The organism is Amycolatopsis sp. NPDC114484, assembly GCF_055633755.1.
Map to the genome: position 1 here is coordinate 211,878 of NZ_JBVKDQ010000011.1, position 26,351 is coordinate 238,228.

Sequence of the window (26,351 nt, forward strand, 5' to 3'; positions counted from 1 at the left end):
CGTCATGTGCCGGATATACGGACACTTGGGCGGGAGCCTCGCGCACCACCATCTGCGCGCGGTTTCGGCGCTGCAGCGGCACGGCGGCCCGGATGCCCGGTTCAGCGCGGCAGGCGAGGGCTGGGCGCTGGGCAACAACCGGCTGGCCATTGTGGACCTCGACGGCGGCGAGCAGCCCTACCGGCTCGGCCGCGAGATCCAGGTCGTCTTCAACGGCGAGATCTACAACCACGACGTGCTGCGCCGCGATCTGCACGCGGCGGGCTACGTCTTCCACGACCGCTGCGACGGCAACGTGCTCCCGGCGCTGTACCACAAGTACGGCCTGGACTTCGTCGACCACCTCGACGGGATGTACGCCATCGCGGTGCTGGACTCCCGCGCCGAGCCGAAGCTCGTGCTCGTGACCGACGACTCGGGCATGAAACCGCTGTACCACCACGAAAACCCGGAACGCGGGGAGCTGTATTTCTCCTCGGAGCTGCCGGCTCTGCTGAGCGTTCCCGGTGTCGGATGGGAGCAGCGCGACGAGGGGCTCGACAGCTACCTCACCACCAAAACGCCCTTCGGGGAGCGGACGATGTTCGACCGCGTCCGGGTGCTGCCGCGGGCGGCCACCGCCGTCTACACGCGCTCGGGCGGGCTGAAGATCTCGCGGCGCACGGAAAGCGCGTTCCCGGTCGAGGAGGGCGACCTCGCCGCGGCGGGCGGCCGTGTGCGCGACACTCTGCGCGCCGAAACCCACCGGCTCGCGCTGGCCGACGTGCCGATCTCGACGATCACCAGCGGCGGGCTGGACTCCAGCCTGGTGACGGCGTTGCTGGCGGAGAAGGTCCCGCACGTGCACGCGTTCAACATCGCCTACACCGGGGACTGGCCGTTCGACGAGAAGGCCTACGCCCGCGAGGTCGCCGCCCGCAGCGGCGCGACGTATCACCAGATCGAGGCGGATCCGGCGACGTTCCCGGACCTGCTCGGCGAAGTCGTGTGGCACCTCGGCCAGCCGAACGCCGACCCGATCACGCTGAGCACCTACCTGCTGTTCCAGGGCGTGCACGACGCCGGGTTCAAGGTGACGCTCTCCGGCGACGCCGCGGACGAGATCTTCGGCGGCTACCGCCGGATCAGCGACGCGGTGGGCGGCGCCGAGGACTGGCCGAACGGATACGTCGAAGCGCTCGCGGCAGTGCCCGCCGCGCTGCGGGACCGGCTGTACACCGACGAATACCGGGACCTGTTGCGGCGCAACGGAACCGAAGCCGACCGGATCACGCGGCGGCTGCGCGGCGCCGGGCCGGACCGGCTGTCCGCGATCACCGAGTTCGAAGTGGACGAACGACTGCCCGCGTATCACTTGCGCCGCGTCGACCATCTCAGCATGGCGCACTCGGTCGAGGTGCGGCTGCCGTTCTGCCAGCGCTCGGTCACCCGGCTGGCCCGGCGGCTGCCCGCCGAGCAGCGGGTGCGCGGCCGCGAGGTGAAGCGCGCGCTCTACGCGGCCGGCCGGGGTCTCGTGCCGGATTCGGTGCTCGAGCGGCCGAAACAGCCGTTCACGCTGCCGATCACCTCGATGCTCGCGGCCGGGCAGCCGTTGCACGGCTACGCCCGCGACATGCTTTCCGGGCCGTCGCTCGCCGACCGCGGGCAGCTCGATCCGAAGGCCGTCGCCGGGCTGTTCGACGCGCAGGCCGCCCGGCCGAACGACGAATCGGCGCTGGCCATCTGGTCGCTGCTGATCCACCGGATCTGGAGCGAACAGCTGGTCGCGGGCAGCGCCGGGGAAAGGAGCGCGGCCTGATGCTCGCCCACATCGCCCATGCCCACGGCAGCCCGAGTTCCACGCTGGTGCTGCCCGCCGAGCGGCTGCCCGCGTCCGAGGAAGCGCTCTCCGGCGCGCTGTCCGACGGCGTCGCCTGGCTCGCCGGGCACGGCCTCGCCGCGGTCACGAAGATCGCGCTCGTGTCGGTCTCCGAGCATCCGCTGTTCGACCTCGACTACCGGTTCGTGCAGGTCATTCCCGGCGATCCGGCGCGGTTCGACTTCCGCGGCAGCTGCGGGCACTCGGTGCTCTCGTCGGTGGTGGTGGCCAGCAGGCTCGGCTGGATCGGCAGGCTCGCGCCGGGGCACCGCGTCCGGGTGCGCGTGCTCAACAACGACGACCACGTGGTGTGCGAGGTCGACGAATGCGTCCGCGACCGGACGACGTTCACCGCGCACTTCCTCAACCACCCGGCGGTCCCGCTCGGCCAGTTGCTGCCGTTCGGCGAGACCACCACGGACCTGCCCTTCGACGACGGCGCGATCCGGGTCTCCGCGGTCTCGGTCGGGAACCCGTACCTGTTCCTGTCCGGCCACGACCTCGGCGTGGACACCCCGGAGGAGCTTTTCGCCGCGGGGCAGCCGTTGTTCCGCACGATGAGCGCGATCCGCCGCTCGGCCGCGCGGCAGTACGGCTATCCCGTCGACGGCGCGTTCCCGAAGGTGGCCGCGGTCCTGCCGGACGGCGAGAACGGGCTGGCCGCGCGCGCGGTTTCCGTGCCGTCGTGGCATCCGACGCTCGCGCTGACCGGTGCCGTCTGCCTCGGCGCGGCCCGCCGGATCCGCGGCACCATCCCGTTCCAGCTCGCCGGCGGCGAGACCCGGCGCACCGCGTCGCTGCGCATCCGCACCGCCGGCGGTTGCACCACTTCGGACGCCGCGGTGTCCGGCCACGACCAGGACAGCGAGCTGTCCTGGGTCAGCGTCCCGGAGAAGGCGGTGTCGTTCACCGGCGCGGTGACCATCGATTCGTTCGATCCCCATGCCCTGAAGGAGGATTCGTGTCTGCTGTCGACCTGACCACCCCCGTGCGCCTCGGTGCCGACGAACTGGTCGACGTCCTCGCGGAGCACGCCGCGGCGGCCGACGAAGCCGGCCGCCCGGCGCCCGAGGTGCTGGCCGCGCTGCGCGACTCGCCGTTGCCCGGCCTCGTCGTCCCGCGCCGGTACGGCGGAGCCGGGGAGGACGCCTTGGCGGGCAACCGGATGATCGCGCGGATCGCGCGGCACGACCCGTCCACCGCGATCATCGCCTTCCAGCACATGGCCGTGTGCAGCCGGATCGCCGAATGGGGCAGCGACGCCCAGCGCGAGGAGCTGCTGCCGAAACTCGCCTCCGGCGAATGGCTGGCCGCCTCCGCGTGGAGCGAGTCCGGTGCAGGTGCGGCGAAGAAGAACCTCGCCACCGTCGCCGACGAGCTTCCCGACGGCAGCTGGACAGTCAGCGGCGGCAAGGCTTTCACCACCGGCGCCGGGATCACCGACGTCTACCTGGTGCTCGCGCAGAGCACGCCGGCGGGGGAGTCCGACGACGCCGCGTACGGATCCGGCGGGCAGAGCTTTTTCCTGGTGCCCGCCGACAATCCGGGCATCGGGCCGGACCTGAGCCTGGACCTGGTCGGCATGCGCGCGTCGGCGACCGGGTTCGTGGAGCTCAAGGACTGCCGCCTCGGACCGGAAGCGCTGCTCGGGCCGCGCGACACCGCGAGCACGATCATCGCCGGCGTCCGGCAGTCCGGGGCGACCCTCGGCGCGGTGTCGGCCGGGATCGCCGAGGCCGCGTGGGACCTCGGTTTCCAGGCCGTACAACGGAAATCGCTGCTCGGCCTGCAGGCTGTCCGGCACCGGCTGGTGGACCTGCGCGGGCAGGTGGAGTCCGCCCGCGCGCTGGTCGAACGGGCCGGCCGCCGCGACGGCGCCGACCCGGGCGAGGTGACGCTGCACAGCAAGATCCATGCCTCGCAGACGGCGGAGGAGGTCGTCGCCGCGATCGCGCGGCTGCTCGGCAGCGCCGGGTACGTGGTGACGAACCCGATCAACCGGATGGCCCGCGACGCCCGCGCCGTCGCGCTGATGGGCCCGACCAACGACCTGAGCCGAGAGCTGGTGAGCCTGCCATGGGCCGCGTGAAGAACTACGACCTCGTCGTCCGGGGAGGCCGGGTGACCGGCCCCGGCGGCGTCCGCCTCGCCGACGTCGCCGTCGAGAACGGGAAGATCGCCGACGTGCTCCCCGCCGGGAGCACCGTGTCCGGAGAGGAGGAGATCGACGCCGCCGGGCGGCACGTCCTGCCCGGGCTGATCGATTCCCACGTGCACTTCCGCACGCCGGGACTGACCGGGAAGGAGGACTGGGCGCACGCGTCGCGCGCCGCCGTGGCGGGCGGCGTCACCACGGTGTTCGACATGCCCAACACCCGCCCGGCGACGTTCGCTCCGGCCGACGCCCGCGCCAAGGACGCGGAAATCCGCGGCACCAGCCTGGTCGACTACCGCTTCCACGCCGGTGTCGACCCGGAGGCCGTCGAAACGCTGGAGGCGTTCGAACCGGCCGAAGCGCTGACCGCGAAGGCGTTCCTCACCGGGCACCACACCGCACCGCACGTGCTGCGCGACCCCGGCCGGCTCGACGAGCTGTTCGCCGTCGCGAAACGGCAGGGCCTGCGGTTGCTCTTCCACGCCGAGGACGACGACGTCTTCGCGCTGCTGGACCAGTGGCAGGGCGCCCCGGCGACCTACCGCGACTACGAGCGGTTCCGGCCGCGTTCGGGCGGGATCGTCGCCGTGGCCAAGCTGATCGAACTCGCGCGGCGGCACGGCACCGCGGCGCACGTGCTGCACGTGTCCAGCCGCGAGGAGGCCGACCTGCTCACCGCGGCGGGCGCGGCCGGGCTGCCGGTCACCTGGGAGGCCACCGGGCACCACCTGTCCTTCACCGCGGCCGACACCGCCCGCTTCGGCTCCCGCATCCGGCTCAGTCCCGCCATCCGGGAGCAGGCCGACCAGGACCGGTTGTGGGACGCGGTTTTCCGCGGCGAAGTGTCCACTGTGGGCAGTGACCACGCGCCGCACGCGTTCGCGGACAAGACGGTCGCGGCCCCGGACGCCCCGCCCGGGCTGCCCGGCGTGCAGGAGCTTTTCCCCGCCCTGTACACCGGCCTGCGCCGCCGGGCCCCGGACGCCACGCCGGACGACCTGCTGCCGATCGTCACCCGCGTGCTGGCCGCCGAACCCGCCCGGCTGTTCGGGGTCGCCGACCGCAAGGGCGCCATCGCTCCCGGCCTCGACGCCGATCTCGTGCTGTTCGACCCGGCGGAGAACTGGTCGTTCGGCCCCGGCGACGTCCAGGCGAAATGCGGCTGGACGGCCTACGCCGGCTGGATGTTCACCGGCCGCGTCGCGCGCACGATCCGCAGGGGCCGCACGGTTTTCCGCCTGGAACACGGCTTCGGCGCCCCCGACGGCGAATGGCTCAAGCCCGCCGTCGTCCCCGCTCCGGCAGGTGAGGCCCGATGACCGCCGCGCTGCTCGACGAGTTCAAGGACGCGATGTCGGCACTGGCGGGAGGAGTGTGCGTGGTGACCGCGCTCGACGACGACGGCACCCCGCGCGGATACGCCGCGACCTCGGTGACCTCGGTGTCGATGCGCCCGCCGTTGCTGCTCGTCTGCCAGGCGAAGACGTCGAGCTCCTACGAGGTTTTCTCGCGCTGCTCGCGATTCGGCGTCAACGTCCTGGCCGCCGAGCAAGCCGAACTGGCCGCGTTGTTCGCTACGCCCGGCGCCGACCGATTCGGCGGCACCGGCTTCGAGCCGGGGGAGCAGGGCACCCTCCTGCACCCGGACGCACTGGCCGCCATCGAATGCCGCCGCCGGGACACCGTCGACGCCGGAGACCACGGCCTCCTGCTCGGCGAGGTCTGCGCGGCCACCACCCGGCCCGGCGACCCCCTCGTCTACCACGGCAGGCGCTACCAGCGCACCCGACCGGTCTGAACCACCACTCCGGAGGACTCATGTTCGACATCCCCGACCGCGACGGCCCGGCCCCCCGCACCCGCGGCCCGGTCCCGCACGGCCAGCTCAACCAGATCGCGCCGACGACGCTGCAGGAGGAACTGTGGCAACGGATGCGCTCGCTGGCGGGCGTCTACCTGGCGCCGACGCACGTGCCCTACCCGGAGGCGAGGGCGATCCACCTGGCCCCGGAGTTCGGCACCGGTCCGGACGACGCGTTCATCAAGCACAGCCGCGAATTCGCCCACCTGCACCCGCAGCAGGACGGCAGCCTGCACCTGACGCTCCCGCCGATCGCGAAGAAACTGGTGACCGAAGCGGGCTGGGGCGTGCCGCACCCGATCCAGAACACGCAGCTGGTGTACGGGCCTCGGGACCGAGACGAGATCGAGGTGGTGTGGCGGGTGGTGCTGGAGTCTTACAGCTATGCCAGGGGGCGCCACCGCGAGTGATTCGCGCCGCAGACCGGTTTCGCGCAGACGGCGAGGGGGACGACGCCCTCGCCGTCTGCGCAGGTAGATTGACGTGACCGACTGGACTCCAGTGGTGCATCGCGGAGACGGGGGCATGGATTGGAATCATGCCCGGCGGCCAGATCGGCGTAGGCGTTGAACTGGAGGGCCGCGCGGCCCTCGAAGCACCTGGGTTCGTGCCCCGGTGGCCCCTCATGGAGCGCGACCTGTCGGCCTGCCTCGGCGAATTCCCGGGCCCGGCAATCCCTCGGCGGGGGAGGCGTGTCCACTCCGGAGAGGCTGGACGCGGATCCGCGGGATCGAGTTCAGCGCGCTAATTCGCCGATGAACGCCAGTCACCGCGACGGTGGCTGATTTCCCGCCGACCAGCCGACGCGAATGGCGAGGGACCATGCCCTCGCCGTTCGCGTCGGAAGCTGAATCAGAGTGACCGCCGAGCGATCACCAACCGCGCTCAGCCAGCCGGTGCGGCTCCGGCACGTCCTCGACGTTGATCCCCACCATCGCCTCGCCGAGCCCGCGCGACACCTTCGCCAGCACGTCCGGGTCGTCGTAGAACGTGGTCGCCTTCACGATCGCCTCCGCGCGCTGCGCCGGGTTCCCGGACTTGAAGATGCCGGAACCGACGAACACGCCCTCCGCGCCCAGCTGCATCATCATCGCGGCGTCGGCCGGGGTCGCGATGCCGCCCGCGGTGAACAGCACCACCGGCAGCTTGCCCGCTTCGGCCACTTCGCGGACCAGCTCGTACGGCGCCTGCAGCTCCTTGGCCGCGACGAACAGCTCGTCCTCCGGCAGGTTCTGCAGGCGGCGGATCTCGCCGCGGATCTTGCGCATGTGCGTGGTCGCGTTGGAGACGTCGCCGGTGCCGGCCTCGCCCTTCGAGCGGATCATCGCCGCGCCCTCGGTGATCCGGCGCAGCGCCTCGCCGAGATTGGTCGCGCCGCACACGAACGGCACGGTGAACGCCCACTTGTCGATGTGGTTCGCGTAGTCGGCGGGGGTGAGCACCTCGGACTCGTCGATGTAGTCGACGCCGAGCGACTGCAGCACCTGCGCCTCGACGAAGTGCCCGATCCGCGCCTTCGCCATCACCGGGATCGACACCGCTTCGATGATCCCGTCGATCAGGTCCGGGTCGCTCATCCGGGCGACGCCGCCCTGCGCGCGGATGTCCGCGGGGACGCGCTCGAGCGCCATGACGGCGACCGCGCCCGCGTCCTCGGCGATCTTGGCCTGGTCGGCGGTCACGACGTCCATGATGACGCCGCCCTTGAGCATCTCCGCCATGCCGCGCTTCACCTTGGCGGTGCCGGTGACGGTCTGGGGTTCGGCGTTCTGCTGCTGCGACACCTTCGGGCCTTTCTCGGGGGAGCGGAAGCTTCTTCTCCTCCAGCGTAAGACGGCGGTGGACCGCTGAGGCATGCCATTGCGCGGGTATCTCGGAAGGCCACTTACCGCGCGGAAAGATCCACTGAAGATCAGTCGCTTTTCCGCCGGGAGGCGTTGACCTGGGGCTTCCGGATCGGCCTACCATGGAAGACGGTGCCGGCCCGAAGCACAAGGGCCGGACCAGTTGGAGTGGAGACCCCCTTCGAGGTGTCCACTGGCGACAGATTTCAGCAGTCCACTTCACGTCGGCGCGGGACCGGCCTCCGGGGCGCTTCCCGGGTGGGCGGCGGCCCCGGTGCTGCCCGCCTGACCTGCCCGGTTGCGTTCCGGGCGGCCCCCCTAAGCTGATGTGAACGTCTCACGGGAGGTTTGGTGGCGACAGCTACGGGAGCACGGCCGGCGGTCGGCGTGCTCGCCCTGCAAGGCGCCGTGCGCGAGCACGTCGCGATGCTGGAAAGCGCGGGCGCCCGCGCGGTTCCGGTGCGCCGCCCCGCCGAGCTGGCACAAGTGGACGGCCTGGTGCTTCCCGGCGGGGAGTCCACCACGATGTCGCGCCTGCTCGAGACCTTCGAGCTGCTCGAACCGCTGCGCGAGGCGATCGCGGGCGGCCTGCCCGCGTTCGGCTCGTGCGCCGGGATGATCCTGCTGGCCCGCCAGGTGCTCGACGGGCGCCCGGACCAGCGGCAGCTCGGCGGTCTCGACGTGGTCGTGCGGCGCAACGCGTTCGGCAGGCAGGTCGACTCCTTCGAGGCCGACCTCCCGTTCGCCGGCCTGCCCGGCGGGCCGCTGCACGCGGTGTTCATCCGGGCCCCGTGGGTGGAGAAGGCGGGAGACGGCGTCGAGGTGCTGGCCACCGTGCCCGACCCGGAGGACCCGCCGGACGGGCCGAGGGCGGATAGGATCGTCGCCGTCCGGCAGGGGGCGGTGGTGGCCACGGCGTTCCACCCGGAGATCACCCGGGACGAGCGCGTGCACCGGCTGTTCGTCGAGCTCGTGCGGAAAGCCTGAGCAAGGATTGCGGCGGCCGCGCCGGGAGGCACGCGGCCGCGGGAACAGATGGAGGAAAGATGAGCGGCCACTCCAAGTGGGCCACGACGAAGCACAAGAAGGCGAACCTCGACGCCAAGCGGGGCAAGCTCTTCGCGCGGCTGATCAAGAACATCGAGGTCGCCGCCCGCACCGGGACCGGGGGAGGGGACCCGGACGGCAACCCCACGCTGTACGACGCGATCCAGAAGGCGAAGAAGAACTCCGTCCCGCAGGACAACATCGAGCGCGCGCGCAAGCGCGGGGCCGGCGAGGAAGCGGGCGGCGCCGACTGGCAGAACATCACGTACGAGGGCTACGGCCCGAACGGCGTGGCGGTGCTGATCGAGTGCCTGACCGACAACAAGAACCGCGCCGCGATGGAGGTCCGGACCGCGCTCACGCGCAACAACGGCTCGCTCGCCGACCCGGGCTCGGTCGCCTACATGTTCAACCGCAAGGGCGTCGTGATCATGCCCAAGGCGGACGCGACCGAGGACGACGTCCTCATGGCGGTCCTCGACGCGGGCGCGGAGGAGGTCAACGACCTCGACGAGAGCTTCGAGATCGTCTCCGAGGGCGGCGACCTGGTGCCGGTGCGCAAGGCGCTGCAGGAGGCCGGGTTCGAGTACGAATCGGCCGAGCTGACCTTCCTGCCGTCGGTGAGCGTGCCGCTCGACGTCGACGGCGCGAAGAAGGTCTTCAAGCTGATCGACGCGCTCGAGGACTGCGACGACGTGCAGAACGTCTACGCGAACTTCGATGTGTCCGATGAGGTCATGGCCGCGGTGGACTGATCCAATCCTCGCGACACGGCCGCGCCCCCGGCTCTCCGGGGGCGCGGCCGTTTTCGTTTCGATTCCCGTTGGCGCACAAGGGAAAACGCGAAAATCCTTGGAGCGGCGGGAAAATGACCGGCGCGGGGACTGGGCTCGGGCGCGCGGGTGGGGCAGAATGTCCGCCGTGACGACCTCCGCCCTCACCGAGCAAGAGCAGAGCCTCATCGCCTGGATCGAAACCCAGGCGAGGGAACGAGGGAACGCGGTCATCGCCGTGCCCGCCGACGACCAGGGGGCCGGCTACTGCTTCACCGCGTGCGCGTGGGCGTTGCACAACGTGCCCGAGGCGGTCGTGATCGGCCTGCCCGACCACATGGCCCCGGTGCTGCTCGACGCGTACGTCGACCGTTCCGCCAACGGCGAGATCTTCGAGGTCGGCAAACGCTACGACGATTTCTTCGACGGCGCGCCGGTGATCTTCGAACGCGTCGCGAAAGGCCACTACCCGGAGTACTTCGGGTCCGCGTTCCTGGTCTACCCGGACGGCGACTTCCCGGCGCTGCAGATGATCGTCGCGACGCCGGACGGGTACTTCCCGTGGCACGCCGACGCGCCCGAGGGCTTCGCCGAATGGCAGCCGGTGCTCACCGAGAGCGGGGACCCGGAAAGCTGGACGCCCGGGGTCGACGGCCCCTGACCGCGGCTCCCGGCTAGCGCAGCGCGGCCAACTCGTCGGCCGCGTCCGGAAACCGCGCGGCCAGCGTCGCCGGATCCGCGAACTCCACGCAGTCGTCGGCATAAGGCGGCATCACCACGGTGCCGAGCAGGCTCCACGCGCCCAGCGGCACCGTCGCCTGCCACGTCCCGGCGGGCACGACCACCTGCGGACGTTCCCCGGCGGCCACGTCGCCGCCCAGCACCGGACGGGTCACCTCGCCGTCGGGATGCAGCAGGAGCATCCGCGCGGGGGCGCCAGCGTGATGCACGAACACTTCGACGCGGTCGAGCCGGTGCGGCGCGGAGATCTCGGGCGCGGTGAGCAGGTAATAAATCGCCGAACCCTCGGTCGCGCGCCAGCTCTGCGCGAACCGGCCGCCCTCCACCGGCAGCGGCTCCAGCCCCAGGTGCGCGACGTAGTCCTCCGGTCCCGGCATGCCCCCATCGTGCTCACGGACGGGTCCGGCGTCCACGTCGGCCGTCGTTTTCGCGTGTCCGTCCGCCGGGCCGCGCGTCGCGACCGTTAGCCTGCATCTCGAACTGATGTTCGCGCGGGCGAAGGAGAAACGGTGCGGGTGCTCGGGGTCGACCCCGGTCTGACCAGGTGCGGCCTCGGCGTGGTCGACGGCGGCAAGGGCCGGTCGGTGCGCCCGGTCGCGGTCGGGGTCGTGCGCACGCCCGCCGACCAGGATCTCGCGCAGCGGCTGCTCGGCGTCGCCGACGAGGTGGAGCGCTGGCTCGACCGCTACCGGCCCGAAGCGGTCGCCGTGGAGCGGGTTTTCGCGCAGCACAACGTCCGCACCGCGATGGGCACCGCGCAGGCGGGCGGGGTCGTGGCGCTGTCGGCGGCGCGGCGCGGGCTGCCGGTCGTCTTCCACACGCCCAGCGAGGTCAAGGCCGCCGTCACCGGGTCCGGGCGCGCGGACAAAGCGCAGGTCACCACCATGGTGATGCGGCTGCTCGGGCTCGAGGTCAAACCGCATCCGGCGGACGCGGCCGACGCGCTCGCGCTCGCCATCTGCCACCTCTGGCGCGAGCCGATGCGGGTCCGGCTCGCCGAGGCCGAGGCCCGCGCGGCCGAGCTGGTCCGCGCCCACAAGGCCCGGCTGGCGGCCGCGGCCAAAGCGGCCGGAACCACCACGAAGCAGAACGAAACAGGAGCACGACGATGATCTCCTCGGTACGCGGCGAAGTGCTGTCCGTCGGGCTCGACCACGTGGTGGTCGAGGTCGGCGGCGTCGGCCTCGCCGTGCAGGCCACCCCGGCGACGCTGGCCACGCTGCGCCGCGGCGAGCAGACGCGGCTGCACACCGCGCTGGTCGTGCGCGAGGACTCGCTGACCCTCTTCGGGTTCGCCGAGGAGGACGCGCGCGAGCTGTTCGGCCTGCTCCAGACGGTGTCCGGGATCGGGCCGCGGCTCGCGCTGGCGACGCTGGCCGTGCTGGAGCCGGACAAGCTGCGCGCGGCGCTCGTCGAAGGCAACATCACCGTGCTCACCCAGGTGCCCGGCATCGGCCGCAAGGGGGCCGAGCGGCTCAGCCTCGAACTGCGGGACAAGGTCACCGCGCTCGGCGGGACCGCCGACGCCCCGGTCGTCACCGCGCCCGGCGCGCTGCGCGGCGAGGTGGTGGAAGCGCTGGCCGGGCTGGGCTTCCCGGCCAAACAAGCCGAGCAGGCGGTGGACCGGGTGCTGTCCGAAGGCGACGGGCACACCACGTCCTCGGTGCTGCGCGCGGCGCTGGCCGCGCTGGGCCGCAAGCGGTAGCCGTCGATGAATCACGAAGTGACCGAGTTCGACACCGGCGGGTACGAGGCGGACGACGAGACGCTGTCCGCGCTCGCGCAGACCGGCGAACGCGATCTGGAGACGTCGCTGCGGCCGCGGAAGCTGGACGAGTTCGTCGGCCAGGAACGTGTCCGCGAGCAGTTGGAGCTGGTGCTGGAGAGCGCGCGGCGACGCGAGGTGCCGCCGGATCACGTGCTGCTGTCCGGGCCGCCCGGGCTGGGCAAGACGAGCATGGCGATGATCGTCGCGGCCGAGCTGGGGGCGGCCATCCGGATCACCTCCGGGCCCGCTCTGGAGCGCGCGGGCGACCTGGCCGCGATGCTGTCCAACCTGGCGCCTGGCGATGTCCTGTTCATCGACGAGATCCACCGGATCGCCCGGCCCGCCGAGGAGATGCTGTATCTCGCGATGGAGGACTTCCGGGTCGACGTGGTGGTCGGCAAGGGGCCGGGGGCGACGAGCATCCCGCTGGAGATCGCGCCGTTCACGCTGGTCGGGGCGACTACCCGGTCCGGTTCGCTGACCGGTCCGCTGCGCGACCGGTTCGGTTTCACCGGTCAGATGGAGTTCTATTCCGCGGCCGAGCTGGAGCTGGTGGTGCGCCGCGCGGCGAAGATCCTCGGCATCGAGATCGACCGGGACGGCTGTGCCGAGATCGCCGGGCGTTCGCGCGGCACGCCGCGGATCGCGAACCGGCTGCTGCGCCGGGTCCGCGACTACGCCGAGGTGCGCGCGGACGGCAAGGTGACGCTGGAGGTCGCGCAGGCCGCGTTGAAGGTCTACGACGTGGACGAGCTGGGTCTGGACCGGCTGGACCGGGCTGTGCTCGGTGCGCTGACCCGTTCGTTCGGCGGGGGGCCGGTGGGCATTTCGACGCTCGCGGTCGCGGTCGGCGAGGAGTCGACCACGGTCGAGGAGGTGTGCGAGCCGTACCTGGTCCGGGCCGGTATGCTCGCCCGCACTCCGCGCGGCCGGGTCGCGACCGCGGCCGCGTGGCTGCACCTCGGCCTGGTGCCGCCGGCCGACGCCGGACGGCCCGACGCGGGCGGTCCGACGCTGTTCGACCAGGCCTGACAAGGCCCGACAGCGGCCCGGGTGGTGGCGTTTCCGCCGGTACCTGGCACACTCGAACACAGCACATCCGTCGAAACCGGACGCGGGCAGCCGAGAAAGGCGTCCGTCGAGGAGAGTCATGAACCAGTTACTGCTGCCGTTGCTGCTGCTGCTCGTAGTGGCCGTGCCGCTCGTGATGGGCACCCGCAAGCAGAAGAAGCAGCAGGCGGCTCAGCAGGAGATGCAGAACAGCATCGCCGCCGGCGACCGCGTGATGACCACGTCGGGCATGTACGGCACGGTGGCCGACACCAGCAGCGACACCACGATCGACATCGAGATCGCGCCGGGCGTCGTCACCACCTGGCTGCGGCTCGCGGTGCGCGAGAAGGTCGACCCGGTCGTCGAGTCCGAGGAGAACGAGGACTCGGCCGAGACCGCGGGCATCGAGTCGGCCCCGGCGGCGTCTTCGGAGGCCCCGGCGCAGGAGTCGATCTCCGCCGAGGAGAGCCAGACCTCCGGTGCGCAGGTGGCGCCCCCGCTGGAGCACGGGAAGAAGTAGCCTTCGCGCTTCACCGGGCAGTGATCCGCCCACAGCCTACGAAAGTCGGTACGGGCGAACGCCGGGCTCACGCAGCACCGAGTACTGTCTCGGTGCTGCGTGCGTGTCCGCCGTCATAGTTCACGCCCAGCCGCGTCCGGGGGACCCCCTTCCGGCTCGCGCACCCGAACCACTTGGGGTCCATCCAGTCCGTGCCAGTTCGAGGAGACCGAAGCACCGTGGCACCATCGGCCGGGCATCTCCGCCCGGGACGCTATCTCGCCTTCTTCGCCCTGATCGTGGTCGTGCTGTACGCCTTGGTGTTCTTCACCGGCAGCGGCAAAGCGACGCCGAAACTCGGCATCGACCTCCAGGGCGGCACCCGGGTCACGCTCACCGCGCGCACGCCCGACGGCGGCCAGCCCACCCGCGATTCGCTGAACCAGGCGCGCCAGATCATCGAGACCCGGGTCAACGGGATCGGCGTCGGCGGCACCGAGGTGGTGCTCGACGGCAACAACATCGTGATCACCGTGCCGGGCGAGCAGGGCGACGAGGCGAAGAACCTGGGCCGGACCGCCAAGCTCGGGATCCGCGAGGTGATCACCTCGGTCCCGAACACGCCGGGCGCGCCGCCGTCGGCTCCGCCCGCCTCCGGAGCCCCGAGCGCTCCGCCGACCGCGCCGAGCAAGCCGGCCAGCGGCGGCGGGGGAGCGGAAGGGGCCCCGGCGCAGCAGCCGCCGGGTTCGACCCCCTCGGCGGGCAACGGCCAGGACTCGGGCAAGAACCCGATCGAGGAAGCCCGCGCCGTGCGCCAGGCTCCCGCGCTGATGCCGAAGGACCCGAAGAACCAGCAGGAGGCCGCCGCCGCGCAGGCCGCGCAGCAGAAGGCGCTCGCCGCCCTGACCTGCGCGCCGAACGCCGCCGACCCGCTCGAGGGCAACGACCTGCCGAAGCAGCCGCTGGTCACGTGCGGCGACAAGGACGCCACCAAGTACGTGCTCGGTCCGGAGTTCATCCCCGGCACCGAGATCTCCAGCGCGAACTCCGGCTACGACCAGCAGCGCGGCCAGTGGATCGTCGACCTGAGCTTCAAGGGCGCGGGCGGCAAGACCTGGGGCGACTTCACGTCGGCCAACATCGGCAAGCAGGCGGCGTTCGTGCTCGACACGGACGTGGTGTCCGCGCCGACCGTGCAGAACGCCATCCTCGGCGGCAACACGCAGATCACCGGCAAGTTCACCCAGACCGACGCGAAGAACCTGGCGGACATCCTCAAGTACGGTTCGCTGCCGCTGTCGTTCGACTCGTCCGACGCGACCACGGTGTCCGCGACGCTGGGCTACGCCTCGCTGCAGGCCGGCCTGATCGCCGGAGCCATCGGCCTCGCGGTCGTGTTCGTCTACTGCCTGTTCTACTACCGGCTGCTCGGCATCCTCACGATCTGGTCGCTGGTGCTGTCCGGGCTGCTCGTGTACGCGGTGCTGGTGCTGCTCGGGCGGTGGATCGGGTACACGCTCGACCTCGCGGGCGTCGCCGGCCTGATCATCGCGATCGGCATCACGGCGGACTCGTTCGTCATCTACTTCGAACGGCTGAAAGACGAGATCCGGGAGGGCCGGACCTTCCGGTCCGCGGTGCCGCGCGGCTGGACCAGGGCGCGGCGCACGATTCTGGCCTCGGACGCGGTCAGCTTCCTCGCCGCCGCGATCCTGTACATCATCGCGGTCGGCGACGTGCAGGGCTTCGCGTTCACCCTCGGCATGTCGACGGTGCTCGACCTGGTGGTCGTCTACCTGGTCACGCATCCGCTCGTGGCGATGGTGTCGACCTCGAAGTCGAAGTTCCTGTCCAACCCCCGGAATCTCGGCCTCGGCGCCGTCCAGAAGCTCGGCGCGCAGCGCAAGGCCACGCGCCCCGCTCCCGGCCGCCGCGCGAACGTGAAGGAGGCCTGACGTGAGCGACGAAACCGCAGGCGTCACCTCGGAAAGCCCGGACGGCCCGGACAACGGCGCCACCGCGGCCAAGCCCGGCAAGAAGGAAAGCTTCTTCCACCGGCTCTACGTCGGCACCGGCGCGGTCGACATCGTCGGCTCGCGCAAGCGCTGGTACCTGTTCTTCGCGCTGCTGCTGCTGGTCTGCATCGGCTCGATGGTCTTCCGCGGCTTCAACGTCGGCATCGAGTTCGAGGGCGGCACGCAGATCCAGCTGCCCGCGCACGGTTCGCACGGCCAGATCACCCAGGACCAGGTGATCAAGTCGTTCAACACCGCGCTCGGCGAGGCTCCCGCGGAGACCCAGACGGTCGGCACCGGCAACGCGGCGACCATCCAGACCCGCTCCGAGACCCTCACCGCCGACCAGGTGGCGAAGGTCAAGAAGCAGATCTTCGAGGACCTGGGCCCGGTCGGCAGCAACGGCAAGTCGAGCGAGCAGGCGATCAGCGACAGCGCGGTCAGCGCTTCGTGGGGCGACGAGATCTCGCGCCAGGCCCTGATCGCGCTCGGCGTGTTCCTGGTCGCCGTCGTGATCTTCCTGGCGATCTACTTCGACACCCGGATGGCGCTCGCGGCGCTCGTCTCGCTGCTGCACGACATCGTGGTCACCGCGGGCGTGTACTCGCTCGTCGGCTTCGAGGTCACGCCCGCGACGGTGATCGGCCTGCTGACGATTCTCGGCTTCTCGCTGTACGACACCGTGGTGGTGTTCGACAAGGTCCGGGAGAACACCCGCGGCCTGCTCGGACTCTCGCGGCGGACGTACGCCGAAGCGGCGAACCTGGCGCTGAACCAGACCCTGATGCGGTCGTTCAACACGGCGTTCATCGCCCTGCTGCCGATCCTGGGCCTGCTGATCGTCGGCTACATCCTGCTCGGCTCGGGCACGCTGCAGGACCTGGCGCTGGTGCAGCTGACCGGTACCCTGGTCGGCGTCCTGTCGTCGGTCGCGCTGGCGACGCCGCTGCTGGTCGACTTCAAGATGCGCGACCCGCAGTACCGGCAGCAGGCCGACCGGGTCGCCGCCCGCCGGGCGAAGGCCGCGAAGCGCGAAGCGGCGGCGGACGAGGACTTCGACGCGGGCGACGAAGACCAGCTGGCCGCCGAACTCCGCAAGGAGAAGGCAATGGCCGCCGCGGCCGGGGTTCCCGCGCGGCACCCGAAGCAGCGTCCGTCGGGGAAGAAGAAGCGCTGAGGAAATGAAGCTCGACGAGGCACTGGACCTGATCGCCGAAGTCCCGGACTTCCCGGAACCAGGCGTCCTGTTCCGCGATCTCAGCCCGCTGTTCGCCGACGGCCCCGGCTTCGCCGCGGTCGCCGACGCCCTGGCGGAAACCCTCGACCCGGCGGCGGACGCCGTCGCCGGTGTCGAGGCCCGCGGCTTCCTTTTGGCCGCGGCAGTCGGCTACTCCCGCGGCATGGGCGTGGTGCTGGTCCGGAAACCGGGCAAGCTCCCGGCCGTAGCCGGGCGAGTGGACTACTCCCTGGAGTACGGCACCGCGAGCGTCGAACTGCCCGCAGGAGTCGTAAAACCCGGGCAACGAATCGCAGTCCTGGACGACGTCCTCGCCACCGGCGGCACCGTCGCAGCGACCGCGAAACTACTGGAAGACGCAGGCGCAACAGTCACCGGCGTCTCAGTAGTCCTGGAACTGGCAGCACTCAACGGCCGCTCCGCCCTGGACGGCCGCTCGATCCACGCACTCCGCACCGTCTGACGACGGCCACCCACGAAACCGCCACAACGCACCCACCCAGCCAGGCACCCAGACCCACCCCCGCACCCCGATACGAAGCCTCTCTGCGGTCGGTGGGTGCTTGTCAAGGCATCTTTCCCGCCTTGACAAGCACCCACCGACCGTCAGCACAATCAGCTTCGGGGTGCCCGCCCCACACACCCCGGCGCAACGTCGCCGCCAGGCGACGAGCCCCCGGCAACAGAGCGCAACGGCACGTCACCACCCCCGCCAAAAGACCAACCGGTTACCCTGATGGTTCGAGGCCGCACGAAGCAGCTGGAGGTGCGGGTGAGCCAAGAGCTCGACGCCAATGTCCCCGCCAAAGGCGGTGCGACCCCCGCCAAGAGCGGCGCCACCGCCGCGGACGCCGGGACCCGGGCCAACGGAGCCGCGCCCAATCCCTCCGCGACCCGCCGCGTCCGCGCCCGCCTGGCCCGGCGGATCACCGCCCAGCGCGCGGCCCCGGTCAAACAGGTCCTCGAACCCCTGGCGGTCATCCACCGCGAGCTGCATCCCAACTCCGACCTGGGCCAGCTGCAACGCGCCTACGACGTCGCCGAGGAACTCCACCGCGAACAACGCCGCAAATCAGGCGACCCGTACATCACCCACCCCCTCGCGGTAGCCACGATCCTCGCCGAACTCGGCATGGACACCACCACGCTCGTCGCGGCGCTGCTGCACGACACGGTGGAGGACACCGGCTATTCGCTGGAGCAGCTGAAGGCCGATTTCGGCGACAAGGTCGGCGAGCTGGTCGACGGCGTCACGAAGCTGGACAAGGTCAAGCTCGGCACGTCGGCCGAGGCGGAGACCATCCGCAAAATGGTGATCGCGATGGCGAAGGACCCGCGGGTCCTGGTCATCAAGCTCGCCGACCGGCTGCACAACATGCGCACGATGCGCTTCCTGCCGCCGGAGAAGCAGGCCCGCAAGGCGCGCGAGACGCTCGAGGTGCTCGCCCCGCTGGCGCACCGGCTCGGCATGGCCACGGTGAAGTGGGAGCTGGAAGACCTCGCGTTCGCGATCCTGCAGCCGAAGAAGTACGACGAGATCGTGCGGCTGGTCGCCGACCGCGCGCCCTCGCGCGACACCTATCTGCGCAAGGTGATCGCGGACCTGACGAACAACCTGGTGTCGTCGCGGATCACCGCGAAGGTCGAGGGCCGGCCGAAGCACTACTACTCGATCCACCAGAAGATGATCGTCCGCGGCCGGGACCTGGACGACATCCACGACCTGGTCGGAGTGCGGATCCTGGTCGAGGACGTGCGCGACTGCTACGCCGCGATGGGCGTGGTGCACGCGCTGTGGCAGCCGGTCCCGGGGCGGTTCAAGGACTACATCGCGCAGCCGCGGTTCGGCGTGTACCAGTCGCTGCACACCACGGTGATCGGGCCGGACGGCAAGCCGCTCGAGGTGCAGATCCGCACCTACGACATGCACCGCACCGCGGAATACGGCATCGCCGCGCACTGGCGGTACAAGGAAACCAAGGGCACCCACGCCAGCAACAACGGCATGGAGCTGGACGAGATCGCGTGGATGCGGCAGCTGCTCGACTGGCAGCGCGAGGCCGCGGACCCGGGCGACTTCCTCGAATCGCTGCGGTACGAACTGGCCGCGCGCGAGATCTTCGTGTTCACGCCGAAGGGCGACGTGATCACGCTGCCTGCGGATTCGACGCCGGTGGACTTCGCGTACGCGGTGCACACCGAGGTCGGCCACCGCTGCATCGGCGCGCGCGTGAACGGCCGCCTGGTCGCGCTCGAGCGGAAGCTCGAGAACGGCGAGGTCGTCGAGATCTTCACGTCCAAGGCGGAAAGCGCCGGGCCGAGCCGCGACTGGCTGCAGTTCGCCGGTTCGCCGAAGGCGCGCGCGAAGATCCGGCAGTGGTTCGCGAAGGAGCGCCGCGACGAGGCGATCGACGCGGGCAAGGAAGCGATCACCAAGGAGATCCGCAAGGTCGGGCTGCCGATCCAGCGGCTCGTCTCGGCGGAATCGATGGGCTCGGTCGCCACCGAGTTGCGGCATGGCGACATTTCGTCGCTGTACGCGGCTGTCGGCGAGGGCCACACCAGCGCGAAGCATGTGGTGCAGCGGCTGGTCGCGCTCATCGGCGGGGTCGAGGAGGCCGAGGAGGAGCTGGCCGAACGGGCCACGCCGTCCACGGTCACGCGCCGCCGCGGTTCGAACGACGTCGGCGTCATCGTCAAGGGCGCGAGCGACGTCTGGGCGAAGCTGGCGCGCTGCTGCACGCCGGTGCCGGGCGACGAGATCCTCGGCTTCGTGACGCGCGGCGGCGGCGTGAGCGTGCACCGGACGGACTGCACGAACGCCGAGGACCTGCGGACGCAGCCGGAGCGGCTGGTCGAGGTGGAGTGGGCGCCGTCGTCGTCCTCGGTGTTCCTGGTGGCGATCCAGGTCGAGGCGCTCGACCGGCACCGGCTGCTGTCGGACGTCACGAAGGTGCTGGCGGACGAGAAGGTGAACATCCTGTCGGCCTCGGTGACGACGTCGCGGGACCGGGTGGCGGTGAGCCGGTTCTCGTTCGAGATGGGCGACCCGAAGCACCTCGGGCACGTGCTCAAGGTCGTTCGCGGGGTCGAGGGCGTGTACGACGTGTACCGGGTGACCTCGGCTTCATAGCCGATCCGGCGGCGCCAGCTCCCCGAACGTGACCCGTGCCGGGCCGCGACGTCGCCGAGCAGCGGCACCGCGGCCGGCCACAGGGCGTTGGGCGGGACGGTGCGGTCGATTTCGCGGAAGAACTCGCCCATCGCGTCGTCCGGGGTGAGCACGAGGAACTTCGCGTGCGGCGTGTGCACCGCGAACGTGTTGGGCGTGCCTGCCGGGATGTGCACGAAGGAACCGGGGCCGAGGTCGTGGAGTTCGCCGTCGAGGCAGACGGTGATCCGGCCGTGCAGGACGTAGAACCCTTTCGCCCACGGGTCGGAGTGCGGCGGGACGGCGGGGCCGCGCGGGGCGTCGACCTCGAACAGTTCGTAGCCGCCGGTGTCCGCGGCGGACGCTTTCACCGTCACGATCGCATCTTTGTGTCTAGCTCGGGGCCTTCGCCCGCGGTGCTGAGGTGAATGGTCATGCCACCGAAAGGTAGAAACGCCGCGGCGGCGGGACCATCCCGGAGATCAGGGATACCGGCGAGGGGAAGGGCGCGCGCATACTTCGTCGGGTGTGGGAAGGCCGGGCGCAGAGCGTACGGCGGGAGCTGGCGGCTCTCGCCACGGCTGGTTGCGGTGTCGCCGAGCTGCACACGGCGGCCATCGAACTGGTCGACCGGATCGTGCCCGCGGAGCTGACCTGCTGGGCGTCGCTGGATCCGGACACCGCCGTGATCAGCTCGATGACCAGCGGCCGCGCTCGCGTCCCGGGGGAGTACGAGCCGCTGCTGGCGACGTACGAGTACGACGGCGCGGAGCCGCATACTTTCGCGCAGCTCGCCCGGCGTCCGGTGCCAGTAGCGCGGCTTTCCGATCTGCCGCGCCGGGAACGCGAGCGCAGCGGCCGGTGGGCGCGGGTGTGGCGGCCGTTGGGGCTGGAGAGCGAGCTGCGCGTCGGGTTTCGCGCGGACGGCGTCTGCTGGGCCGCGGCCGGGCTGGTGCGCCGGGGCGAGTTCAGCGACCGCGAGGTCGAGTTCCTGACCTCGATCGGGCCGACGCTCGCCGCTGCCACCCGGGTGGCGGCGCTGGCGCGAGGTGCGGCTTCGGCGGCGGAACCGGCGATCGTCGTGCTCGGCTCGGACGGCCGCCGTCGCGGGGCGACTGAGGGGGCCGGCGCGTGGGAGTCCGAATTGGACGCGATCGCCGACGGCCGGTTCGCGGTGCTGCTGCGAGCGGTCGCGGTCGGCGCCCAGTTCGCGGCGAGCGGGACGTTCCGCGCCCGGGTCCGCGACGCGCGCGGCGGCTGGATTGTGTTGCAGGCCAGCAAGTTGGTCTCAGCCGACGACGCGCGCGACATCGTCGTGACGATCCGCCGCGCCTCCGCCGGGGAGCTGTTGGACGTGCTGCTCGCGGCCTGCCGGCTGACCGCGCGCGAACGCGACGTGTGCCGGGAGGTCCTGTCTGGACTGTCCACTTCGGACATCGCGGCGCGGCTGGGGATCTCGGCGAACACGGTGCAGGACCACCTGAAGCCGGTGTTCGGCAAGGTCGGGGTGCGCAGCCGGGGCGAGCTGACCGCGCGGCTGTCCGGTTAGGCCGGTGACCTGTCCCACAGCGGGATCGGCGTACGGGCGCATTAGGGTGCTGGCATGACGGACGGACTCGAGTTCACCCGCGAAGGCGCCGTGGCCCGGCTGACGTTCTCCCGCCCGGAGAAGATGAACGCGATCACCCACGGCATGTGGGCGGCGATCCCGGGCGTGGCGGCCGAGGTCGAGGCCGATCCCGAGCTGAAGGCGCTCGTGCTGACCGGGGCCGGACGGCATTTCTCCGCGGGCGCGGACATCGGCGAGTTCCGCGAGCTGCGCTCGACCGCCGACGCCGCCGCGAAGTACGACGAGGCCGTGGACAGCGCGGTGGCGGCGCTGACCGCGATGCGCAAGCCGACCGTCGCGATGGTCGGCGGCAACTGCATCGGCGGCGGCTGCCAGATCTCGGTCGCCTGCGACTTCCGCTTCGCCGCGGACGACGCGCGCTTCGGCATCACCCCGGCCAAACTCGGCATCGTCTACCACTTCGCCTCGACGCGGCAGCTGGTGTCGCTGGTCGGCCCGGCGAACGCCAAGTACTTCCTGCTGTCCGGCGAACTCGTCGACGCGAGCCGGGCCCGCGAGATCGGACTGGTCAACGACGTTTTCCCGGCCGCGGACCTGGAATCCGCGACGGCGCGGTTCACCGAGACGCTGTGCGGGCGTTCGCAGGCGTCGATCCGCGGGATGAACCGGATCATCGAGAAGATCGTCGCGGGCCAGGAGAAGACCGACGACGAGGTGGAGGAGATCCGGCTCGCCGCGCTGCACGGGGAGGACTACGCGGAGGGCGTGGACGCGTTCCTGAACCGGCGCGCGCCGGAGTTCACTTATCGCTGACCGCCGGATAAGCGGTTGACTGGCCGGTGAGACTGGGGCCTGTGGCTCTGACAATTCACCATCGCGGCCAGAACCCGGAGATCTTCCGGACGGTCGACCACGCCGACTTCGACCGGTCATGGCCGGTCTTCATGCAGCATAACCCGACCGGGCACCTCTACTACGGCGAACTCGACACCGTCGCCGACTACGTGCTGCTCGCGACGGACGGAGACGAGCCGGTCGCCAAGGCCTACTCGACGCCCTTCGCACTCGGCGGCCCCGGGCGCGAGGAGCTGCCCGACGGTGGGTGGGACGAGGTGGTCAGGTGGCAGCACAGCGACCGGCTGGCCGGGCGGGAACGCAACGCGGCGACCGCGCTGGAGGTCGTCGTCCGCAAGGAACGGCAGGGCACCGGGCTCGCCTTGGTGATGGTGAAAGCCCTGCGGGACAACGCTTTCCGCCTCGGGCACGAGGTGCTCTACGCTCCGGTGCGGCCGTCGCGGAAGGCGGACGAACCCGAGACTCCGATGAGCGAATACGCCTTCCGGACGCGCGACGACGGCTTGCCCTACGACCCGTGGCTGCGGGTGCACGTGCGCGCGGGCGGGCGGATCCTGAAGGTCTGCCCGGTGTCGATGACCATCTCCGGCACGCTCGCGCAATGGCGGGAATGGACCGGACTGCCGTTCGACACCGACGGCCCGGTGGTCGTGGAAGGCGCGCTGAGCCCGGTCCTCGTGTCGGTGGCGCAGGACTCGGCCGTCTACGTCGAGCCCAATGTCTGGGTGGAGCACCGCAAGCCCTGACGCTGCGTCAGATCTCGTCCCACGGCGCGGCTTCGTAAGCCGTCGTCAGCAGTTCGGTCGCGGCAGGCGAGGTGCGAAGCGGCACGTCGTCCACGGAAGCGACGGGGCGGCCGACGGTCGAGGAGTTCGTCACGAACATCGCGTCGAATTCCGGCAGCTCCGCCGGGTACACCGGGCGTGTCTCCTGCGGAACCCCGGCCGCGCGCAGCTGTTCCTCGAGGACCAGGTAGGTGATCCCCGGCAGCACCGGGGCTTCCGGCCACACGATCGTCCCGCCGCGGAGGAAGCCGACGTTCCAGATCGTCGCCTCGCTGATCCGGCCGTCGGCGGCGAGGAACACGGCATCGTCGTAACCGGCGAGAGCGGCGGCGCGCGAATGCTGCGTGAGACCGAAGCCGCCGAGATGCTTCACGTGCGGCAGATCCCGTTGGTAGGCAACGGATCGCAGCCGCATCGGCGTGGCGACGGAGGAGGCGGGCGGCGCGGTGCGCACCAGAATCTCGGGCGTCATCGCGGCGTCGTGCGGCGACGACCGGGAGAAAATGATCACCCGCACCGACAGCGCGCCCTGACCGGCGACCAGCCGCCGCACGTAGCCGCGGACCAGGTCGGTGTCCAGTTCGCTGCCGAACACTTCCCGGGTGTTCGCCGCGAGGCGGTCGAGGTGATAGCGGAGGCCGCGCACCCGCCCGTCGCGGACCTGCATCGCGGTGAAGTGGCCGTAGCTGGTCGCCGCGGCGACGAGATCGGCGGTACCGGGAGCGGTACCGCCGATCTCGGCTCGCACAGTCAACTCAGGAAACCGTGACCGCGGTGAACTTCACCGGCTGCTTGGGCTCGCCGGTCGAACCGTCCTGGCCGATCGCGCCGATGCCGTTCTTCGCGATCTTGTCGAGCACCTTCAGGCCCTCGTCGGAGATGCTGCCGAAGATCGTGTACTGCGGCTGCAGCGGAGCGGCGCCGTAGACCATGAAGAACTGGCTGCCGCCGCTGTTCGGCTGGCCGGTGTTGGCCATCGCGAGGACGCCGCGGCCGTACTTCGAGGTGTCGACGACCTCGTCCGGCACCGTGAAGCCCGGTCCGCCGCGGCCGTCCTTCAGCACGTCGCCCTTCGCGTCCGGGTCGCCGCACTGCAGCATCTGCAGGTCGGTGACGCCGAGGCGGTGGCAGATCGTGTCGGTGAAGAAGCCCTGCTTCGCCAGGCTCTCGAACGCCTGCACGGTGCACGGCGCGAGCGCGCGGTCCAGCGTCAGCGGGATGTCGCCCTGGGTGGACTTCATCGTGATGTTCACCGTCCCGCTGGACGAGACGCTCTTGCCGTCCGGCACGGCCGGCTTCTTCGCCGACGGCGGCTTGCCGCTCGCGTCGGCCGGGTACGAGCACGTCGTCGGGTTCGGCAGCGCCTTGGGGCGCTTGGGGAGCGCGGTGCGCTCGGTGGGGATGTTCGTGACGCTCGGGACCGGCGGCGCGGAGCTCGACGGCGGGGGCGTGGCGGCCTGCTGGTCGCCGCTGCCGCCGCTGTTCACGATCCACACCACGAGACCGGCGACGATGAGGACCACACCGCCGACCACTCCAGCGCCCACGATCTTGCGTCGCTTCGCCTGTTCCGCCCGGCGCACGAGCTGCCGCTCGAGTTTGCGCTTTGCGGCTTCTCGGCGCTGCTGGTTGGTCGCCACCCGCCCTCCAGTTTCCGCTCGAAGTCACACGTCTGAGGTAGCGGCAGTGTATGGGCACAGCCTGTTAGGACTCCGTACAGGGGCGGCTAGTCTTCACCGGGTCGTGATCAAGGCCGCTTCCTGGGAGGAGGGTTCGGTGCTCGTCGCCGGGTTCGCCGCGGGTCCGCTGCGCTCGAACTGCTATCTGCTGGCCCCCGCCGCCGGGGGTCCGTGCCTCGTCGTCGACCCGGGCGAAGGCGCCGCCGAACCGCTGGCCGAGGCGCTGGCGGAGCACCGCCTGACGCCGGTCGCGCTGCTCGCCACGCACGGCCATCCGGACCACATCGGCGCCGCTGCCGAACTGTCGCGGGCGCACGACGTGCCGCTGCGGCTGCATCCGGGCGACGCCGAATGGCACGACGGGCCGTTCGAACCGCTCGCCCCGGGGGAGATCGAGGCGGCCGGGCTGGCCGTCGGGGTGCTCCCGCTGCCCGGGCACACGCCGGGTTCGGTGGCGTTCGCCCTCGAAACGGGAGAGGGTGGCAGGCTGGTGTTCACGGGAGACACGCTTTTCGCCGGATCGGTCGGGCGCACCGGCGGATCCGGCTCCGACCTGGAGAATTCGTTGCGCACACTGCTCACGCTCGCCGACGACACCGTCGTGCTGCCCGGCCACGGCCCTGCCACGACAATCGGGCGCGAGCGCGCCGGGAACCCCTTCATGCCAGGAGCCGCGCAGTGACCGAGAAGCCGGCGGAGCGGCTGCCGTTGTTCGCTGACGAGCCGAAACTGCGCCGCCGCCGGGCGTGGTCGGGGATCTTCGGGGTGCTGATCCTGGCCGCGGCGTTCGGCGGGATCGTGGGGCTGATCGCCGGGCAGCTGTCGGGGCTGATCGTGGCGGCGGTCGTGGCGGTGCCGCTGGTTTACGTGGTGCTGTACGCGTATCGGCGGCGGATTTGGCTGGAGGGGACGACGCTCGTCGTGCGCACTTGGGGCGTTCGGCGGGTGGATCTTCTGGTGGCGCCTCGGCTGGACGTGGTGATTAGTGATGTCCGGGGGAATCGGACGGTCGCGTTGCTGGTGAATGCGGGACAGCGGCGGCGGGCGGTCAAGCTTGATCTGGCGGTGTTTTCCGGGACTGGGGGGCGGGAGCTGGGGGCGCTCCAGTTGCGGCGGCTGGCGGATGCTGTTTTGAACAACACCGAGGCCAATGGGCTGGTGTTTTCGGAGTTGCTGGTGGCGGAATTGCGGGCCGAGGCCCGGGGGGACGCGGTGGCGGAGAGGCCGTTGTACCGGCTGGCTTCGGCGGCTCCGGCGGGGAAGTATTTGCAGCGGTTTCCTATGGAGGCGGTTAGCCGGTTTGTGGCGACGCTGTGATTTGGCGTCGGCTTCGCCGTCGCGGGCGGGATCGCCTTTATGTCGGCGCGAGAGGAGCAGATGACCGGCCCCCAGGCCGGTCATCTGCTCCTCTCGCGCCGACGCGATCCCGCGTTGTGTGGGGGGGTCAGGGGGCTTGGGGG

At 71.0% G+C, this 26,351-nt stretch carries 26 protein-coding genes and 1 pseudogene; 22 read left to right on the forward strand and 5 right to left on the reverse strand.

Annotated elements, in window-relative coordinates:
* The first annotated feature begins 4 nt into the window (after positions 1-4).
* Genes asnB through ACZ7SW_RS26420 form a run of 6 tightly spaced genes read left to right on the forward strand, consistent with a single transcriptional unit; the run spans position 5 to position 6,284 of the window.
* Complete coding sequence (gene asnB / locus ACZ7SW_RS26395) at positions 5-1,798, forward strand: asparagine synthase (glutamine-hydrolyzing) (RefSeq protein WP_470233030.1); 1,794 nt, start codon at positions 5-7, stop codon at positions 1,796-1,798.
* Positions 1,798-2,838 (forward strand): PrpF domain-containing protein, encoded by a 1,041-nt coding sequence (locus tag ACZ7SW_RS26400; RefSeq protein ID WP_470233031.1) that lies wholly within the window; start codon positions 1,798-1,800, stop codon positions 2,836-2,838. Before asnB ends, ACZ7SW_RS26400 begins: the two co-directional genes overlap by 1 nt.
* The gene (locus ACZ7SW_RS26405) at positions 2,820-3,947 is read left to right on the forward strand and encodes an acyl-CoA dehydrogenase family protein (protein WP_470233032.1); all 1,128 of its coding nucleotides are present in this window, start codon (positions 2,820-2,822) and stop codon (positions 3,945-3,947) included. Before ACZ7SW_RS26400 ends, ACZ7SW_RS26405 begins: the two co-directional genes overlap by 19 nt.
* A complete protein-coding gene (locus ACZ7SW_RS26410) occupies positions 3,944-5,332 on the forward strand; it encodes a dihydroorotase (RefSeq protein ID WP_470233033.1) in 1,389 nt (462 codons plus the stop codon). The genes ACZ7SW_RS26405 and ACZ7SW_RS26410 overlap by 4 nt, the downstream gene beginning before the upstream one ends.
* Entirely contained in the window at positions 5,329-5,811 is a 483-nt protein-coding gene (locus tag ACZ7SW_RS26415) for a flavin reductase family protein (RefSeq protein WP_470233034.1), read from the forward strand. The genes ACZ7SW_RS26410 and ACZ7SW_RS26415 overlap by 4 nt, the downstream gene beginning before the upstream one ends.
* Positions 5,812-5,831: 20 nt before the next feature.
* Positions 5,832-6,284, forward strand: a complete 453-nt coding sequence (locus ACZ7SW_RS26420) for a luciferase domain-containing protein (RefSeq protein WP_470233035.1) — start codon at positions 5,832-5,834, stop codon at positions 6,282-6,284.
* A 462-nt stretch (positions 6,285-6,746) separates the two neighbouring features.
* On the opposite strand, the gene pdxS is transcribed toward ACZ7SW_RS26420, so the two are convergent.
* On the reverse strand, positions 6,747-7,658 hold the full coding sequence (gene pdxS / locus ACZ7SW_RS26425; RefSeq protein WP_370936504.1) for a pyridoxal 5'-phosphate synthase lyase subunit PdxS: 912 nt from the start codon (positions 7,656-7,658) through the stop codon (positions 6,747-6,749).
* 411 nt (positions 7,659-8,069) lie between these two features.
* Between pdxS and pdxT the strand changes: the two genes are divergently transcribed.
* The 3 genes from pdxT (at position 8,070) to ACZ7SW_RS26440 (ending at position 10,199) form a co-directional block, all read left to right on the forward strand.
* Entirely contained in the window at positions 8,070-8,705 is a 636-nt protein-coding gene (gene pdxT / locus ACZ7SW_RS26430; RefSeq protein WP_470233036.1) for a pyridoxal 5'-phosphate synthase glutaminase subunit PdxT, read from the forward strand.
* Between the two features lie 59 nt (positions 8,706-8,764).
* Positions 8,765-9,520, forward strand: coding sequence for a YebC/PmpR family DNA-binding transcriptional regulator (locus ACZ7SW_RS26435; RefSeq protein ID WP_116204315.1), 756 nt, complete (start codon positions 8,765-8,767; stop codon positions 9,518-9,520).
* 157 nt (positions 9,521-9,677) lie between these two features.
* A complete protein-coding gene (locus tag ACZ7SW_RS26440; protein ID WP_470233037.1) occupies positions 9,678-10,199 on the forward strand; it encodes a DUF4262 domain-containing protein in 522 nt (173 codons plus the stop codon).
* 13 nt (positions 10,200-10,212) lie between these two features.
* Here ACZ7SW_RS26440 and ACZ7SW_RS26445 read toward each other — a convergent pair whose 3' ends face one another.
* Complete coding sequence (locus ACZ7SW_RS26445; RefSeq protein ID WP_470233038.1) at positions 10,213-10,656, reverse strand: cupin domain-containing protein; 444 nt, start codon at positions 10,654-10,656, stop codon at positions 10,213-10,215.
* A 132-nt stretch (positions 10,657-10,788) separates the two neighbouring features.
* Between ACZ7SW_RS26445 and ruvC the strand changes: the two genes are divergently transcribed.
* From ruvC to ACZ7SW_RS26485, 8 genes are all read left to right on the forward strand, one after another.
* Complete coding sequence (ruvC, locus tag ACZ7SW_RS26450; protein ID WP_470233039.1) at positions 10,789-11,391, forward strand: crossover junction endodeoxyribonuclease RuvC; 603 nt, start codon at positions 10,789-10,791, stop codon at positions 11,389-11,391.
* Complete coding sequence (gene ruvA / locus ACZ7SW_RS26455) at positions 11,388-11,984, forward strand: Holliday junction branch migration protein RuvA (RefSeq protein ID WP_470233040.1); 597 nt, start codon at positions 11,388-11,390, stop codon at positions 11,982-11,984. The genes ruvC and ruvA overlap by 4 nt, the downstream gene beginning before the upstream one ends.
* A 6-nt stretch (positions 11,985-11,990) precedes the next feature.
* On the forward strand, positions 11,991-13,079 hold the full coding sequence (ruvB, locus tag ACZ7SW_RS26460; protein ID WP_470233041.1) for a Holliday junction branch migration DNA helicase RuvB: 1,089 nt from the start codon (positions 11,991-11,993) through the stop codon (positions 13,077-13,079).
* 118 nt (positions 13,080-13,197) lie between these two features.
* On the forward strand, positions 13,198-13,620 hold the full coding sequence (gene yajC, locus ACZ7SW_RS26465) for a preprotein translocase subunit YajC (RefSeq protein WP_470233042.1): 423 nt from the start codon (positions 13,198-13,200) through the stop codon (positions 13,618-13,620).
* Positions 13,621-13,838: 218 nt separating this feature from the next.
* Positions 13,839-15,554, forward strand: a complete 1,716-nt coding sequence (gene secD, locus ACZ7SW_RS26470) for a protein translocase subunit SecD (RefSeq protein ID WP_470233043.1) — start codon at positions 13,839-13,841, stop codon at positions 15,552-15,554.
* Between the two features lies 1 nt (position 15,555).
* Positions 15,556-16,791 carry a protein translocase subunit SecF gene (gene secF / locus ACZ7SW_RS26475; protein ID WP_470233044.1) on the forward strand — a complete coding sequence of 412 codons (1,236 nt, stop codon included), beginning with the start codon at positions 15,556-15,558 and terminating at the stop codon, positions 16,789-16,791.
* A 4-nt stretch (positions 16,792-16,795) separates the two neighbouring features.
* Positions 16,796-17,314, forward strand: a complete 519-nt coding sequence (locus tag ACZ7SW_RS26480; protein WP_470233045.1) for an adenine phosphoribosyltransferase — start codon at positions 16,796-16,798, stop codon at positions 17,312-17,314.
* A 309-nt stretch (positions 17,315-17,623) separates the two neighbouring features.
* Positions 17,624-19,984, forward strand: a complete 2,361-nt coding sequence (locus ACZ7SW_RS26485; protein WP_470233046.1) for a RelA/SpoT family protein — start codon at positions 17,624-17,626, stop codon at positions 19,982-19,984.
* A 230-nt stretch (positions 19,985-20,214) separates the two neighbouring features.
* On the opposite strand, the pseudogene ACZ7SW_RS26490 reads toward ACZ7SW_RS26485, so the two are convergent.
* Positions 20,215-20,379: pseudogene (locus ACZ7SW_RS26490) on the reverse strand (cupin domain-containing protein); the annotation flags it as partial.
* Between the two features lie 149 nt (positions 20,380-20,528).
* Here ACZ7SW_RS26490 and ACZ7SW_RS26495 point away from each other — a divergent pair.
* Genes ACZ7SW_RS26495 through ACZ7SW_RS26505 form a run of 3 tightly spaced genes read left to right on the forward strand, consistent with a single transcriptional unit; the run spans position 20,529 to position 23,173 of the window.
* Positions 20,529-21,551, forward strand: a complete 1,023-nt coding sequence (locus tag ACZ7SW_RS26495) for a helix-turn-helix transcriptional regulator (protein WP_470233047.1) — start codon at positions 20,529-20,531, stop codon at positions 21,549-21,551.
* 54 nt (positions 21,552-21,605) lie between these two features.
* The gene (locus ACZ7SW_RS26500; protein ID WP_470233048.1) at positions 21,606-22,385 is read left to right on the forward strand and encodes an enoyl-CoA hydratase/isomerase family protein; all 780 of its coding nucleotides are present in this window, start codon (positions 21,606-21,608) and stop codon (positions 22,383-22,385) included.
* Positions 22,386-22,426: 41 nt separating this feature from the next.
* Positions 22,427-23,173 (forward strand): N-acetyltransferase, encoded by a 747-nt coding sequence (locus ACZ7SW_RS26505; RefSeq protein WP_470233049.1) that lies wholly within the window; start codon positions 22,427-22,429, stop codon positions 23,171-23,173.
* 7 nt (positions 23,174-23,180) lie between these two features.
* Here ACZ7SW_RS26505 and ACZ7SW_RS26510 read toward each other — a convergent pair whose 3' ends face one another.
* Positions 23,181-23,960, reverse strand: a complete 780-nt coding sequence (locus ACZ7SW_RS26510) for an aminotransferase class IV family protein (protein ID WP_470233137.1) — start codon at positions 23,958-23,960, stop codon at positions 23,181-23,183.
* A gap of 7 nt (positions 23,961-23,967) precedes the next feature.
* A complete protein-coding gene (locus tag ACZ7SW_RS26515) occupies positions 23,968-24,852 on the reverse strand; it encodes a peptidylprolyl isomerase (RefSeq protein WP_470233050.1) in 885 nt (294 codons plus the stop codon).
* A gap of 136 nt (positions 24,853-24,988) precedes the next feature.
* On the opposite strand from ACZ7SW_RS26515, the gene ACZ7SW_RS26520 reads away from it, so the two are divergent.
* Together ACZ7SW_RS26520 and ACZ7SW_RS26525 are read left to right on the forward strand one after the other, a co-directional pair.
* A complete protein-coding gene (locus ACZ7SW_RS26520) occupies positions 24,989-25,573 on the forward strand; it encodes an MBL fold metallo-hydrolase (protein ID WP_470233138.1) in 585 nt (194 codons plus the stop codon).
* The gene (locus tag ACZ7SW_RS26525) at positions 25,570-26,208 is read left to right on the forward strand and encodes a hypothetical protein (protein WP_470233051.1); all 639 of its coding nucleotides are present in this window, start codon (positions 25,570-25,572) and stop codon (positions 26,206-26,208) included. Before ACZ7SW_RS26520 ends, ACZ7SW_RS26525 begins: the two co-directional genes overlap by 4 nt.
* The last annotated feature ends 143 nt before the right edge of the window (positions 26,209-26,351 follow it).